The 14369-nt window shown below is 63.4% G+C and carries 15 protein-coding genes; 9 read left to right on the forward strand and 6 right to left on the reverse strand.

The annotated features are described in order from the left end of the window. Positions 1–6 precede the first annotated feature (6 nt). Entirely contained in the window at positions 7–402 is a 396-nt protein-coding gene (locus NH14_RS19900) for a DUF3022 domain-containing protein (protein WP_035524742.1), read from the reverse strand. Positions 403–523: 121 nt separating this feature from the next. On the opposite strand from NH14_RS19900, the gene NH14_RS19905 reads away from it, so the two are divergent. After that, positions 524–1975, forward strand: a complete 1452-nt coding sequence (locus tag NH14_RS19905) for an MFS transporter (RefSeq protein WP_035524744.1) — start codon at positions 524–526, stop codon at positions 1973–1975. A 44-nt stretch (positions 1976–2019) separates the two neighbouring features. Here NH14_RS19905 and NH14_RS19910 read toward each other — a convergent pair whose 3' ends face one another. The 3 genes from NH14_RS19910 to NH14_RS19920 form a co-directional block, all read right to left on the reverse strand. Then, a complete protein-coding gene (locus NH14_RS19910; RefSeq protein ID WP_035524747.1) occupies positions 2020–3432 on the reverse strand; it encodes a discoidin domain-containing protein in 1413 nt (470 codons plus the stop codon). A gap of 116 nt (positions 3433–3548) precedes the next feature. Then, positions 3549–4733, reverse strand: a complete 1185-nt coding sequence (locus tag NH14_RS19915) for a GGDEF domain-containing protein (RefSeq protein ID WP_152617108.1) — start codon at positions 4731–4733, stop codon at positions 3549–3551. Positions 4734–5062: 329 nt separating this feature from the next. Beyond that, positions 5063–5509 (reverse strand): MarR family winged helix-turn-helix transcriptional regulator, encoded by a 447-nt coding sequence (locus NH14_RS19920; RefSeq protein WP_035524752.1) that lies wholly within the window; start codon positions 5507–5509, stop codon positions 5063–5065. An 83-nt stretch (positions 5510–5592) separates the two neighbouring features. Here NH14_RS19920 and NH14_RS19925 point away from each other — a divergent pair, with 83 nt between their 5' ends. Continuing rightward, positions 5593–5958 carry a YciI family protein gene (locus NH14_RS19925; RefSeq protein ID WP_035524753.1) on the forward strand — a complete coding sequence of 122 codons (366 nt, stop codon included), beginning with the start codon at positions 5593–5595 and terminating at the stop codon, positions 5956–5958. Between the two features lie 76 nt (positions 5959–6034). Continuing rightward, positions 6035–6652 carry a glutathione S-transferase family protein gene (locus NH14_RS19930; RefSeq protein ID WP_035524756.1) on the forward strand — a complete coding sequence of 206 codons (618 nt, stop codon included), beginning with the start codon at positions 6035–6037 and terminating at the stop codon, positions 6650–6652. Positions 6653–6703: 51 nt separating this feature from the next. Here the strand turns inward: NH14_RS19930 and NH14_RS19935 are convergent, their stop codons facing one another. Next, on the reverse strand, positions 6704–7624 hold the full coding sequence (locus NH14_RS19935) for a 3-hydroxyacyl-CoA dehydrogenase family protein (RefSeq protein ID WP_035524759.1): 921 nt from the start codon (positions 7622–7624) through the stop codon (positions 6704–6706). Positions 7625–7965: 341 nt separating this feature from the next. On the opposite strand from NH14_RS19935, the gene NH14_RS19940 reads away from it, so the two are divergent. Further along, the gene (locus tag NH14_RS19940; RefSeq protein ID WP_237179701.1) at positions 7966–8370 is read left to right on the forward strand and encodes a hypothetical protein; all 405 of its coding nucleotides are present in this window, start codon (positions 7966–7968) and stop codon (positions 8368–8370) included. Positions 8371–8489: 119 nt separating this feature from the next. Here NH14_RS19940 and NH14_RS19945 read toward each other — a convergent pair whose 3' ends face one another. Next, positions 8490–8999 (reverse strand): hypothetical protein, encoded by a 510-nt coding sequence (locus NH14_RS19945; RefSeq protein ID WP_035524762.1) that lies wholly within the window; start codon positions 8997–8999, stop codon positions 8490–8492. Positions 9000–9189: 190 nt separating this feature from the next. Between NH14_RS19945 and NH14_RS19950 the strand changes: the two genes are divergently transcribed. The 5 genes from NH14_RS19950 to NH14_RS19970 all read left to right on the forward strand — a co-directional run bounded on the left by NH14_RS19950 (position 9190) and on the right by NH14_RS19970 (position 14262). Beyond that, a complete protein-coding gene (locus tag NH14_RS19950; protein WP_035524764.1) occupies positions 9190–9519 on the forward strand; it encodes a hypothetical protein in 330 nt (109 codons plus the stop codon). Positions 9520–9587: 68 nt separating this feature from the next. Further along, the gene (gene pdhA / locus NH14_RS19955; RefSeq protein ID WP_035524766.1) at positions 9588–10697 is read left to right on the forward strand and encodes a pyruvate dehydrogenase (acetyl-transferring) E1 component subunit alpha; all 1110 of its coding nucleotides are present in this window, start codon (positions 9588–9590) and stop codon (positions 10695–10697) included. Further along, positions 10690–11670 (forward strand): alpha-ketoacid dehydrogenase subunit beta, encoded by a 981-nt coding sequence (locus NH14_RS19960; protein WP_035524767.1) that lies wholly within the window; start codon positions 10690–10692, stop codon positions 11668–11670. The genes pdhA and NH14_RS19960 overlap by 8 nt, the downstream gene beginning before the upstream one ends. A 4-nt stretch (positions 11671–11674) precedes the next feature. After that, entirely contained in the window at positions 11675–12799 is a 1125-nt protein-coding gene (locus NH14_RS19965) for a dihydrolipoamide acetyltransferase family protein (protein WP_035524768.1), read from the forward strand. A gap of 137 nt (positions 12800–12936) precedes the next feature. Then, entirely contained in the window at positions 12937–14262 is a 1326-nt protein-coding gene (locus NH14_RS19970; protein ID WP_035525063.1) for a leucine-rich repeat-containing protein kinase family protein, read from the forward strand. The last annotated feature ends 107 nt before the right edge of the window (positions 14263–14369 follow it).

Genomic DNA, 14369 nt, shown 5'->3' on the forward strand with positions numbered 1-14369 from the left:
CGGCGCTTACTCGATGCTCGGGAAGTAGTCGTCCCTGTCGGCATGGAATATCGCATCGTCCAGCACCACATCGAATGTGCAGGCCCCGCCAGGCTGGGTGGGGTCCCGATGTTCATCGAATTGCATTTGCACACGCTGGCGGATGCGTTGCTGGATGGTGCGCCGTTGCGCGGTCTCCAGACCCGCGTAGCGTTCGAGCTGCGCACGTGTCGCGTAGATCGTGGCCGCGCAGCGCGCATCGAGTGTGGAATCGCGCTGCGACTCAACCACCCAGCTCAAACGCACGATGACGGTGTCGCCTTCTTTGAGGCAGCTCACGGTCGACGCCTTGGGCGAATCGAAGAGATTCGCCAGTGACATCTGGATCTCTTCGAGACGCTGGTCGAAATCGAAAGTTTTCATGGTTGCTCCATTGGGCTTCCAGCATGATCGCATCGCGCGTTCCCTGGCCGTGCGGGCATGCCATGTGCTTGCGATCCATTATTGAGCGCGAGATACCCGCTACCCAAAACCTGCCTGCGCGATGCATACGACCGAAACGCAATCCATCGTCGAAACCAACCTTCCCGCGCGCCTCGACCGCCTGCCGTGGGGCCGCTTTCATGTGCTGATCGTGGTGGCGCTGGGCGTCACCTGGCTGCTGGACGGGCTCGAAGTGACGCTCGCGGGCGCCGTGGCGAGTGCGCTAAAAACGAGCCCGGTGCTCCATTTCGACAACACCCAGGTCGGGATTGCCGGCAGCGCCTATATTGCCGGCGCGGTGTGCGGCGCGTTGGGCTTCGGCTGGCTCACGGACCGGCTGGGGCGGCGCAAGCTCTTTTTCATCACGCTTACGGTCTATCTGGTTGCTACCGCCGCCACGGCGTTTTCGTGGAGTTTCGCGAGCTTCGTGGTGTTTCGCGCGCTCACGGGTGCGGGCATTGGCGGCGAATACGCGGCGATCAATTCGACCATTCAGGAATTCACGCCCGCGCGCGTGCGCGGCTGGACTGACCTCGCCATCAACGGCACATTCTGGGTGGGCGCGGGAATTGGCGCGGCGGGCTCGCTGGTCGTGCTGGAGCCGCATCTGCTGCCGCCCGATTGGGGCTGGCGCGTGTGCTTTTTCATCGGCGCGGTGCTCGCGCTCGCCATTCTGCCGATGCGCGCATGGGTACCCGAAAGCCCGCGCTGGCTGCTCACGCATGGCGAGCACGACGAAGCACGCGCCGTCGTCGAAACCATCGAGGTGCGCTTTCACAAGGCGGGGCATGTGCTCGGCGATCCTCCGGGAAAGCCGTTGCGGCTGCGCGCGCAAAGCCGTACGCCGCTCTCGACCGTGCTGCACGCGATTTTTGTGCAGCACCGCCGCCGCGCGGCGGTCGGGTTTTCGCTGATGACGGCTCAGGCGTTTTTCTACAACGCGATTTTCTTTACCTACGCGCTGGTACTCACGGACTTCTACCACGTGCCGGGAGGCGACGTGGGCCTTTACCTGCTGCCGTTCGCGCTCGGTAATTTCCTGGGGCCGCTCGTGCTGGGGCGGTTGTTCGACGTGATCGGACGCCGCAAGATGATTACCACGACGTATGCGCTCTCGGGCTTGTTGCTGGCGGGAAGCGGCTATCTGTTCGCGCAAGGCATGTTGACCGTCACGACGCAAACCATTGCGTGGATGGTGATTTTCTTTTTTGCATCGGCGGCGGCAAGCTCCGCCTATCTGACCGTGAGCGAATCGTTCCCGCTCGAAATCCGCGCGCTGGCGATTGCGGTGTTCTATGCGTTCGGCACTGCGCTAGGCGGGATTGTCGGGCCGGCTTTCTTCGGATACCTGATCGATACGCATCAGCGCGGCGCGGTGTTCACTGGCTACCTTGTTGGTTCCGCGCTGATGGTGGGCGCGGCGCTGGTTGCCGCGATCTGGGGCGTGGACGCCGAGCGCAAATCGCTGGAACACGTGGCCGCGCCGCTTTGCGCAGTGTCGGACGAGCCGTGAATGAGTGACAGCCATTCACGGCCCGCTAATGCGCGGTGCGTGACTTAAGACCCCCACACCTGCATTTCGTCGAGCGAGTAGCCCCACTGCGTTGCGCGCTTCGTGCCGTACATCCGCACATAGCGGCCGTGGCCGTTGAGGTTCGACAGCTTGACGTGGCCGTAAGCGACGCCGTTGGTCGTCGAGTAGAGCGTCGTCCAGTTGACGTTATCGCTCGAGGTCTGGATCTGGTAGACGCTGGCGCCCGCGTCCCAGTACAGGTCGACGCTGCTGATGTTCTTCGCCGCGCCGAGATCCACGGAGATCCATTGCGGATCGACGCCCGTGCCTTCGGGCGAGTCCCAGCGCGTGCTGGTCGTATTGCCGTCGAAGGCCTTGTCGGGCGTGAGCGACGCGTTGTAGCTAGCCGACGCGCCGGCGGGATGCCCCTGCGAAAGCAGCACGGTCTGGCTCGCGGCCGGACCGCCATAATAGTTCGAACCTAGCTTGGCCTTGGTGCCATCGGCATTCACGCCGAACTGCGTGAGGCTCCAGCGCTGGCCCGTGGTCACGTCGGCCATGTAGAGCTGGTAGCCGCCCGCCGTCGTCGATGAGAAGAACAGGTAGTTCGTGCCGTTCACCGGAGCCGGGTCGGAGTTGTTGCTGACGCAGTCGTTGAGCGACAACTGGTTCGGCGTCGAAGCCGGGTCCGCCGTCTTCTCGTAGATCTGGTCGAGCCCGCCAGTGTCCTTCCAGCGCGCGTAGAACACGTTGCCGTCCGCGCGCACGACCGGATAGTAGGTTTGCAGCGAAGCCGGATGATCGAATACGGCCGTGACGCCGGTGGCGAGCGTGCGCTTCATGAGGCCCATGTTCGCGCCCGTTCCGGTTGCGTAGTACACGGCGCTTGCGTCGGGCGCGAGATAGGGCATCGAATACTCGGCACCCGAGGGGGCGTTGGTCAGGCTCACGATCGACGTGAAGGCCGGGCCTGCGCTCGTGTACGAAAGCGTGGCCTGCTTGACGTCGCCGTTCTGCTTGAACACGAGGGTCTTGCCGTCCGCGCTGAATTTCGGATCTTCATTGCGCGTGGCGCCCGTGCTGTTCGTCATGTTCACCGGCGGGTTGCTGGTGCCGAGCTGATACATGAACACATTCCACGCGTTGTTGGTCACGCCCATGAAGGCGATCCACTTGCCGTCGGGGCTGAACACGGCGTTCATCGGGTCCTTGATGCCCCACGAGGCTTTGCTCAGCTGCGTGAGCGAGCGCGCCGAAAAATCGTAGAGAAAGATCTGGCTCGTGCCGTCGCCGTATGTCACGTAGCTGTGATAGACGAGCTTGCCAGTGAGTGTGGCCGGAAACGAGGCGTCGGGCTGGGCGGCGGGGTTGGTAATGCAAGCAGCACCGGCAGCGCCGGCAAACATATTGAGGACGACGCCGGTCATCATGCCGGCAACGAGATTCTTCACTTTCACAATCAGTTATCCTTATCAAACTAAACTGGATGATGCGCGGAGCGTTGCCGCGAGTTTGAAAAAGACTCGCGAGGGTTTGCAGGTTGTCTGCTGACTGGAGGCGCTTGCGGGACTAGCTAGGCAAGCGCCTCGGTTGGACCAATGTCATGGTCCTTCGGGCTGAACCGGTAACCGCCGCCCGAACGCTTGGCGTCGTACATGGCCTGGTCGGCACGTACGACGAGATCGGCAAGCGTTTCGCTTGCCGCTTCACGGATTGCAATGCCGATGCTCAGCCCCACAAAGCCGAACTCGCGCGCGAGCGGGCCTACCGCTGCAATCAGCCGTGCGCAAAGCTGATCGACGTCCGCGCGGTTGGCAAGGCCCGGTGCGATCAGCACAAATTCGTCGCCGCCCACGCGCGCGAGCAGGTCGCCGGAGCGTTTCGTTTGCCGTAGCCGCTCCGAAACGCGGCGCAGCAGCGCGTCGCCGGTGGCATGTCCCTGGGTGTCGTTGATGAGCTTGAAGCCATCGAGGTCCATGAACAGCGCGGTGACAGGGCCGTGCGCCGTCGCCGCGTGGCGTTCGAGCGCGCGTAGCTGCAGTTCCAGATCGCGGCGGTTCGGCAAGCCGGTGAGCGCGTCGCGCAACGCGGCGCGCGTCATGCGTTCGGCGCCGCGCACGACACCGGTGAACGCCTTCCTTTGCATGACGGTAGCGAACGCCAGCAGCGCGAGGATGCCCAGCAGCAAGCCGGCGAATGCGTAGCCCGTGCGCTCGACGCGGAAGGTTTCGTCGCGCAGCGCCGCCGCGCTTTTGGCGTCGCAATCGGCGACGATCGCGCTGATGCTTTTGCGCAGGCGGTCCATTGCCGCTTTGCCGGCATTGGTCTTGACCACGGCGAGCGCGCGCTTATGCTGGCCGCTGCGCTCGAACTGGACGGTCTGCGCCAGCTCAGCGAGCTTTTCGTCCATGTCGCGGCGGACGTCCCGCAGCGCGGCAACCTGCCCGGAGCCATGGAGCAAACCTGAGAGGCGGGCGAATGCGTCGAGCGCCTGCGCCTTGCCGCGCACATAGGGCTCAAGATACTGTTCGTCGGCGGTCAGTAGGAACCCGCGCTGCCCGCTCTCCGCGTCTCTCATGCCGCTGAGCAGGGCGTTGCTGGTGCTCACGAGCAAGGACGCGCGATTTCGCACACGGGCATCGGCGACAACCGTGCTTGCCTGCCAGGCAGAAGCCACGGCGCTCGCGAGAAGGGCGGCAATGATGCTTGCACAGACCAGCAGCGAGCGGCGCCGCTCCGCAACAATGGCTCTTCGCACCTCGATCACCGTTCGCCCCCAATCTCTCTGGCGGAAATACTCCGCTTCAGCATTGCGAGCTCAGTCTATCTTTCTGCATGAACATCAATTGGGGGATTAGAGGTAATTCGTGCCGGCAGCTCGCGCATTTGACCGCGCACGGTAGATCTTGCTGGCCGTGCCGGTTTTTTCGACTTGAAATATAAAAATCCGGGTCGGAAACGTAAATTTCTACCGACTTCTTCGGTCGGAATTATAACGTCTGCGGAAAGCGTTTCCGGGTTAACGAGGGGGATTCAGGTGAAATAAAGGTGAGCTAACAACTAATTGCGTAGTAATGCAGATGGAATTTATGAAAGCGCACGCAATTGTTTGCGCAGACGGTCGACCTCTGCGGAGGAGAATGGTTGCTCGATTTCGGCGTGCGTGCGCTGCCACACAGGGAGCGCTTCGGCGAGCAGTCGTTCGCCCTCGGGTGTCAGGCTGAGCAGGCGGCTGCGTTTGTCGTCCGGGTCTTGTTCGATGCTGACGAGGCCGCGGCGCTCGAGAGGTTTCAGCGCGGCCGTGAGCGTGGTGCGGTCCATGGCCAGTAGCGTGGAGACATCCTTGATGGCCGGAGGATGCGGCCGGTTGAGCGACATCAGCAGCGAGAACTGGCCGTTCGTGAGATCGAGCGGGCGCAAAGCTTCGTCGAAGATGCGCGCGAGGTTGCGCGCCGCGCGCTGCATGTGCAGACACAGGCAGCAATCGCGCACCATGAGCGTGGTTTCGAAAGGGATTTTCTTTGCGCGTGACATGTTGCAATTATGTTGATATCAACCTATATTGTCAAGGCCGGATGAACAACATCCCGTTGTTCTCAACAGCAGACGGAGGACGCATGAGCGACCAGAAATTGTTTCTCGCCGTTTTTCTCGGCAGTCACGACAACCCGCGCGCGCAGGCGTGGTGGGCACTTCCCGAAGACGAGCGGCACGCCCGCGAGCGCGAGGGCATCGCGGCATGGAAGGCGTGGGTGGAGCAGCACAAGGCGGACATCGTCGAACTCGGCGGGCCGCTCGGCAAAACCAAAAGCATTGGCCCGAACGGCATCAAGGACACCAGCAATGCGCTAACAGGCTTCACCGTTGTGCGCGCTGCGTCGATCGACGACGCAACGAAGCTGTTCGAAGGCCATCCGCATTTCACGAAGTTTCCCGGGGATGCAGTCGAAGTGATGCCGGTGCTGCCGATTCCTCCCGGCTGAACCGCGGGTGTAGCCCCGCCAGGCGGGGCAGGCGCTGTTCGACTGAGCTTTTTGACTGGCTATTTGGAGAGTCGTGATGAAGCTTTACGGATTTGCTGGAACCCGTTCGCAACGCGCGCTATGGGGTCTCAAGGAAGTCGATGCCGATTTCGAGTTCATATCGGTCAATCTGCTCGAAGGCGAGCACAAGCGGCCGGAATTTCTGCGCGTCAATCCGGCCGGCAAGGTCCCCGTGCTGATCGACGGCGACCGCGTCATTCCCGAGTCGGCTGCGATCGTGCTGTACCTCGCAGACAAATATCCGGAGAAAGGCTTGATGCCCACCGGCCTGGACGAGCGGGCGCAGGCTTATCGCTGGATCCTGTTCGCGGTGACGGAACTCGAGCAGCCGCTGTGGCGAATCACGAAGCACTCGATGCTTTATCCGCAGGACAAGCGCCTGTCTGCCGATATCGAGTTGGCGCGCGCCGAATTCGCGACCATGGCGGCGGTGCTCGAAAAGCATCTGGAAACGCGCGAATTCATCGTGGGGGACCGGCTCACGGCGGCCGATTGCGTGACGGTTTATCTGATGGACTGGGCCAACGAATTCCAGATGCTCGGTCGTTTTCCGCGCTTGCAGGCATATCTGGAGAGGCTCTATGCACGCTCAGAAGCGCCGCCGCGCATTGCCGACGCGCGCAAGGCGGCTTGACGCTGGCCGATTGAGCCGGATTGGCGGCGCAATCGACTACGCAATCGCGGCTCAACCGCCCGCGATCAGCTTGCGCCGCGCCGCCTTAACGCTGGCGAGATGCGCGTCATCCCAGTCGTAAAATCCCGCGCCGCTGCGCACGCCAACGCGTCCCGCGGCCACCTGTTCGGGCAGCAGATCGATCACGTCTTCGTCTTTCGCCAGCGCGGGCATGAGGTGCGAAGCGATGTCGACGAAGGTGTCGAGGCCGCCCATGTCCGCGCTTTCGAGCGGCCCGACGATGCCCCAGCGGCGGCCGAGCGACGCCTTCATCACGCGATCGACCACGTCGGGGCTCGCAGCGCCCGAACGTACGATGTTGAGCGCCTCGCGCAACACCGCGAATTGCAGCCGGTTGCCAACAAAGCCTGGAATCGACCTTGCGAGCACGACGGGTTCCATGCCGATCGCGCGCATGAGCGCCTCCGTGCGCGCCGTGACCTCGGGCGCGGTCGCACGGCCCGGCACCACCTCCACGAGCGGAATCATGTGAGGCGGGTTCCAGAAATGGGCGATCACGAAGCGCTCGGGCGCGGGCAAGGGGCCGGCGAGCAAATCGGGTTCGAAGCCGCTCGTATTGCTCGCGAGAATCGCATCGGGGGCGAGCACGGCGCCGAGGCGCGCGTAGAGCCGGTGTTTGAGATCGAGCACCTCGGGCACCGCTTCGAACACGAACTGTGCCTGCGCCATGGCGTCGGGTTGACCGGTGGTTTCGATGCGCGCGAGCGCGGCTGCACGCGCGGCGGCATCGATGCGCCCGGCGTCGATGAGTTCGTCGAGCACGGCCGCGGCCTTCGACGCCACGCTCGCGAGTCGGGCGGGATCGACGTCATGCACGATCGTGCGCAGGCCATGCAGCGCACATTGCGTCGCGATGCCGACGCCCATCAGACCCGTGCCGACCACGCCCGTCACTGTCGCCGTTCTGTCCATGCCGATTAGCCTCCTTGCCTGGTGTTTGTCGAAACGGCAAGCATCGCGCGTTGTGTCTGGTTGACTGGTTCAGAGGGGGGAGGTCATTCCCGCCGTAGTTTCCCGCGTTGTTCGCGAGCAGCGGCGTGACTTGAATACAGGTCGCGCATCATGAGCCGAAATTGTTGGAACGGACTCTACACTGTCAGCGTACTAATCTCGGGGAGCAGGTCGGCGGTTTAAAGCGACAAGAGCCACTACGCGCCTAGCGGCTTGTTAAACGTTTCAAAATATTGAACGACCCGACTCCCGCGCAATAGACCCGGTAACCGAAAGACGGCGCCTGGCCGGTGGGACGGTAGATGGGCAAACGTCTGAATATTGCCGCGAACACCCGATGGCAACTTTGGCCGAACGATGGCAATGTGTCGGCTAAGATTGGATTCATCTTGTCACCGTGCCACGACATTCGCGCTTGCCGCGCCGAGGAGATGAACATGACTGCCCACGACTTTGCCGAGTTTTCCTGGGATGAGCAGGCGGACGTCAAGGCGGTGCTCACGAGCCGGGGATTCGACCTCGGCGAGTTCAGGATCACGGACAAGAATCAGGACGACGGCGCGGCCAGCGGTGCGAAAGCAGCTGTCCGGCAGGTTTCGGTCACACGCATCGCCAACGGCAAGACGGAGATTTACGACACCGATCATTTCGCGCCGTGGATCACGGATTTCGACGAGGCGCTACAGGCCGGGAAATTCGACGACTGAATGTAACGGCGTGCCACTTAGCGCAACGATGCCACCCCCCGCCTGGCGATATGCCCAGGCGGGTGAGCCGAATCATTCATAAAATCAGGAATCCGATATTCCGCGCTTCGTAAAGGCGCTCAAGGGAATATCGGCGTGGTCGGTTCGGCGCCCTCCGGATCGGCTCTCGGGACATGCTTTGCAACCGTCTGCGCAATTTCCTCCTCGCGCGCGGCGGGCACATCGGCCATGATCAGGAATTGCCCGTCGCGGATCGCTTCGCGAAAGCGCTGGAGCCGGGCGTTAGGTTCGTCCACGCCGATCATGGCTGCGGTCCACGCGCCAAAGCTCGCGCCCGCCAACGTCAATGTCACCACCGCGCCGCCGCCGATGACGAGTCCGGCAGGCGGAAAAACCAGCGCAGCGAGACCCACAATGGCGCCGGCCGCGCCGCCTAGCGCCACGCCGCGTTCGAGCGCATGCACGACGTCGCTGCTCTGCAGCAACGAGGCGCCAGGCAATTGATCTAGCTGGACGGTGTGATTCGCGAGAACATGCAGATGCCGCCACGTAATCCGCGCCAGCAGCAGGTCGTCCACGACCGCCTTCGCCGTGGGTATGTCAGGTGCCAGGAAGTATAGACGTCTCATGTTGGCTCCCCTTTGAACAAGCGGTATTCGCCGCAGGGTAAGTGTTGATGGTACGCCTGCTGCAGCGAAGTGGCGTGCCGTTCTTTCGGCGATCGCGCGGATGAAATGTCAAGTCGGCGCGCAATTGCGTCATGGCCGTGTACGATAGAAGCCATAATGCCGTGCAGTTCCAATCAGCGCAGGTGCCCTCATGATTTCAACCTCTCGCGAATCTCACGACGCCAATGCCGAGGCATTGGCCACGCTGGCCGAATATCTCGAGCTTCTGCTCGACAAGGGCAAGAGCCTGATTCTGGTTCGAAGCCAGGCAGAGAGCAGCGACGTGTACCTGGGCGACGCGGGCGAGCCCGAGGAAGAGTGGACACGGCACGGGAAAATTCGCAATGCAGTGGCGAGCGCGGTGCTGGGCCTGACAAACTCGGGATTCAATGAACTCACCATTGGCGGACAGACTTACCGCTTCGTGAGAGCCTTCACCGAGGTCTCTCATCAAGGCGCCGTGGTTTTCAGCGCTGCGTAAAACACCTTCGCCACAAGCACATCTGCGCGATAAGACCTACGATATTTGAAAATACCAAGGAGGCCGTCATGACTACGGCAGCCAGTTTTCAAATCGGCTACACGCAGTACCTCGGGCCCGACGGCGAGCCCGTTCATCCGCTGCCGCCTTTCGCAAGCGAGCCCGCCGCGCTTTTGCCGCTCTATCGCGCCATGGTGCTCACCAGGGCGTTCGACACCAAGGCCGTGGCTCTGCAACGTACGGGCCAGCTAGGCACCTTTGCTTCGTCGTTGGGCCAGGAGGCGATTGGCGTGGGCGTGGCCAGCGCGATGCGGCCCGAAGACGTACTGTTTCCCTCCTATCGCGACCACGCGGCGCAATTGCTGCGCGGCGTCACGATGACCGAAAGTCTGCTGTATTGGGGCGGCGACGAGCGGGGCAGCGACTTTGCCGTGCCGCGTTTCGACTTCCCCAATTGCGTGCCGATCGGCACCCAGATCTGTCATGCGGTGGGCGCGGCTTATGCTTTCCTGCTGCGGAAAGAGCCGCGCGTGGCCGTGACGGTTTTCGGCGACGGCGCCACTTCCAAAGGCGATTTTTACGAGGCGATGAATTTTGCGGGCGCGTGGCGCGCGCCGCTCGTGCTCGTCATCAATAACAACCAGTGGGCGATTTCGCTGCCGCGCAGCCAGCAGAGCGCCGCGCAAACGCTTGCGCAAAAGGCCATCGCCGCTGGCATCGACGGCGTGCAGATCGACGGTAACGACGTGATTGCCGTGCACCAGGTCGTGGGGGCGGCGCTCGCGAAGGCGCGGCGCGGAGAGGGGCCCACATTGATCGAGGCGCTCAGCTATCGCCTCGGCGATCACACGACCGCCGACGACGCCACGCGCTATCGCGACGCCGAGGTGCTCAGCCAGCAATGGGAACACGAGCCGCTGCGCCGCCTGCGCGCTTACCTCATGCGCATGAACGTGCTGGACAAGGCGCAGGACGAACAGATCGGCAAGGCGTGTCATGAGCAGGTCGAGCAGGCGGTCGCGGCGTATCTCGCGGTTGCGCCGCCCGAGGTGGCGTCGATGTTCGACCATCTCTACGATGTGCTGCCGCGCGCCATGCATGAGCAGCTGGCGATGGCGCAGCGGTTTGCTTCAATGGCTTCTGCGGCGGTGCCGGACACGGAGAACGGCCATGGCTGATCTGAACATGGTCGAGGCGATCAATCTCGCGCTCGCCTGGGCGCTCGAGCATGACCCGGACGTCGTGCTGCTCGGCGAGGACATCGGCGTGAACGGAGGCGTGTTTCGCGCCACGGCGGGCTTGCAGGCGCGCTTTGGCGCGCAGCGCGTGGTCGATACGCCGCTTGCGGAAACGGCGATCGGCGGCGCGGCGGTCGGCATGGCCGCGATGGGTTTGAAGCCCGTCGCGGAGATTCAGTTCAGCGGCTTCATCTATCCGGCGATCGACCATGTGCTCAACCATGCGTCGCGTCTGCGGCATCGGACGCGCGGCAGGCTTGCGTGTCCGCTCGTGGTGCGATCGCCGAGCGGCGCGGGCATTCATGCGCCCGAACATCATTCCGAAAGCCCCGAAGCGTTGTTCGCGCACATACCGGGCTTGCGCGTGGTGACCCCTTCGTCGCCAGCGCGCGCTTATGGCCTGCTGCTCGCGGCGATTCGCGACCCGGACCCGGTGATCTTCTTCGAACCCACGCGTCTTTATCGGCTCTTCAGGCAGTCGGTGGAGGACAACGGCGAGGCGCTGCCGCTCGACTGCTGCTACGTGCTGCGCGACGGCACGGACATCACGCTGGTCGGTTGGGGCGGCGCGCTGCAGGAAGCGCTGGCGGCCGCCGATTTGCTGGCGCAAGAGGGCGTGAGCGCGGAAGTGATCGACGTGGCCACGCTCAAGCCGCTCGACATGGACGCCATTCTTGCTTCGGTATCCAAAACAGGCCGCTGCGTGATCGTGCACGAAGGTTCGCGCACGGGCGGCGTGGGTGCGGAAATTGCTGCCGGCATTGCGGAGCGCGGTCTTTATTCGCTGCTCGCGCCGGTGCAGCGCGTCACGGGATACGACGTGGTGGTGCCGCTTTACAGGCTCGAAAGCCACTATATGCCCGGCACGACGCGCATCGTCGCGGCGGCGCGGCAAGCGCTGGAGGCGCAGTGAAGCCATGAAAATCTTCAAGCTGCCCGACCTGGGCGAGGGCCTTCAGGAAGCGGAAATCGTCGAATGGCACGTCAAGAGCGGCGACGAGATTCTCGCGGATCAGCCGCTCGTCTCGGTCGAGACGGCCAAGGCGATTGTCGAGATTCCGTCGCCGCAAGCGGGGCGCGTCGCGAAGCTGTTCGGCAAGCCAGGCGACATCGTGCATCTGGGCGCGCCGCTGTGCGCGTTCGAAGGCGACGGAGCGGGCGCTGAAGATGCCGATGCGGGCACCGTGGTCGGCCACATGGAGGTGGGCCGGCAAACGGTGCAGGAAGCGCCCGCCGCGCTCGGCGGCGTCACGGGGGCAGGGCAAGGCGCGATCAAGGCGATGCCCGCGGTGCGCGCGCTCGCGCGCAAGCTCGATGTCGATCTGGCGATGGTGACGCCGTCCGGCCCCGAAGGTGTCGTCACGGCCGCGGATGTGCAACGCGCGGCGAAGCTGCTCGCCGAACTCGGTCCGCCCGAAGTGCTGCGCGGCGTGCGGCGCGCGATGGCGCAGAACATGGCGCGCGCCCAGAACGAGGTGGCGGCCGCCACCGTCATCGACGATGCAGACATCCATGCATGGCCGCCGCACACCGACGTCACGATCCGCCTGGTCCGCGCGCTGGTGGCCGGATGCCGCACGGAGCCGGCATTGAACGCCTGGTTTGACGCGAAGATGGAGCGGCGCCACGTGCTCGCGAAAATCGATCTCGGCATTGCCGTCGATTTGCCCGAAGGCCTGTTCGTGCCGGTGCTGCGCGACGTCGCGCAGCGCGACGCGGCGGACTTGCGCGCCGGACTCGACCGCATGCGCGCCGATATCCGCGCACGCAAGATTCCGCCCGAGGAAATGCGTGGGAATACGATCACGTTATCGAACTTCGGCATGATTGCCGGCAAGTATGCGGCGCCGGTGGTGGTGCCGCCCACGGTGGCTATCCTCGGCGCGGGACGCTTGCATGATCAGGTCGTGGCGCACGAGGGCGCGCCCGCCGTGCACCGGATTTTGCCGCTGAGCCTGACGTTCGATCATCGGGTGGTCACGGGCGGGGAGGCGGCGCGCTTTCTGGCTGCCGTCATCAAGGATCTGGAAATGGCGCAATGAGTAGCACGATGAAGTAGCACGACGAGCAGCGCGAAGGGCGGCGCTTCGGCGCGCTCCCGTTAGAATTGCGCACGACCGGCGCCGCGTTGCGCGCCGGCGCTTTCCGAATTCCTTATCATGGCCGGTTCAGTTCACGCGTGAAGACCTCTACCCTCGAACAACTGCGCGCGGGCCAGCTTGCCGGCGCACGACAGCTCAAGCTCGCTTGCGGGCTGACCGAATTTCCGCGCGAGATTTTCGATCTTACCGATACGCTCGAAGTGCTTGACCTTTCCGGCAATGCACTGAGCGCGCTGCCCGACGATTTGCCGAGGCTGCGCAAGCTGCGCATTCTGTTTGCCTCGAATAATCCGTTCACGGAATTGCCCGCCATGCTGGGCGACTGCGCCTCGCTGAGCATGGTCGGCTTCAAGGCGAACCAGATCCGGCATGTACCGGCGAGCGCGCTGCCGCCGCAACTGCGTTGGCTGATTCTGACCGATAATGCCATCGACACGCTGCCGGAGGAAATCGGCGAGCGTGCGAATCTGCAGAAGCTGATGCTCGCCGGCAACCGGCTGCGCACGCTGCCCGAAACCATGGCCGGATTGCGCCGCCTCGAACTGCTGCGGATCTCCGCGAATCGACTGGACGCATTGCCGGATTGGCTGCTGCGCCTGCCGCAGCTCGCATGGCTCGCCTATGCCGGCAATCCGTTTAACGCCACGCGCGAGCGCACGGCGCTGACCAACGCGCCCGTGCCCGATATCGACTGGCATACGCTCGCGCTCGGGCAGACGCTGGGCGAGGGCGCATCGGGTGTGATTCATCGCGCGACGCGTCTTTTGCAGGACGGTCATCCGTCAAGCGCGGTCGCCGTGAAGCTGTTCAAGGGCGCAGTGACGAGCGACGGTTTGCCCGACCTCGAAATGGCCGCGTGCCTGCAGGCCGGTCAGCATTCCAATCTGATTCCGGTGCTGGGCAAGATCACGGGGCATCCGCTCGACGAGCACGGTCTCGTGATGGCGCTGATCGACCCGGCGTTCGGCAATCTCGCGGGCCCGCCGAGCCTGGAGTCATGCACGCGCGACGTGTATGCAAACGATGTGCTGTTCTCGCGGCCAATCGCGTTGCAGATTGCGCGAGGGATTGCTTCGGCGGCGCGGCATCTGCACCAGCGCGGAATCATGCACGGCGATCTTTACGCACACAACATTCTTCACGATGGCTTGGGTCATGCGTTGCTTGGCGACTTCGGCGCGGCGTCGTTTCATGAAGCGGGCGACCCAGTACACGCGCAGGCGTTCGAGCGGATCGAAGTGCGTGCGTTCGGCTGCCTGCTCGAAGAGCTTGCGCAACGCGTGGCCGAGGTTTCAGCCGACCGCGCGGCCGGGTTCGACTCGCTGATAGCGGATTGTTTGAGCGAGCACGTCGAAACGCGACCAACATTCGATGACATTCTCAATCGCTTGAACGCGCTTTAAAGGTGCTTTGAAGGCGATTTGAATGCAGTTGCATGGAAATTTCCAGTATTGCCGGGGATGAATTAAAGGATCGACTTTTCCCGCCGTTAGGCAGATGAGGCATCATT

Origin of the sequence: Paraburkholderia sacchari (genome assembly GCF_000785435.2) — a bacterium.
In the GTDB taxonomy this organism is placed as follows: Bacteria; Pseudomonadota; Gammaproteobacteria; order Burkholderiales; family Burkholderiaceae; genus Paraburkholderia; species Paraburkholderia sacchari.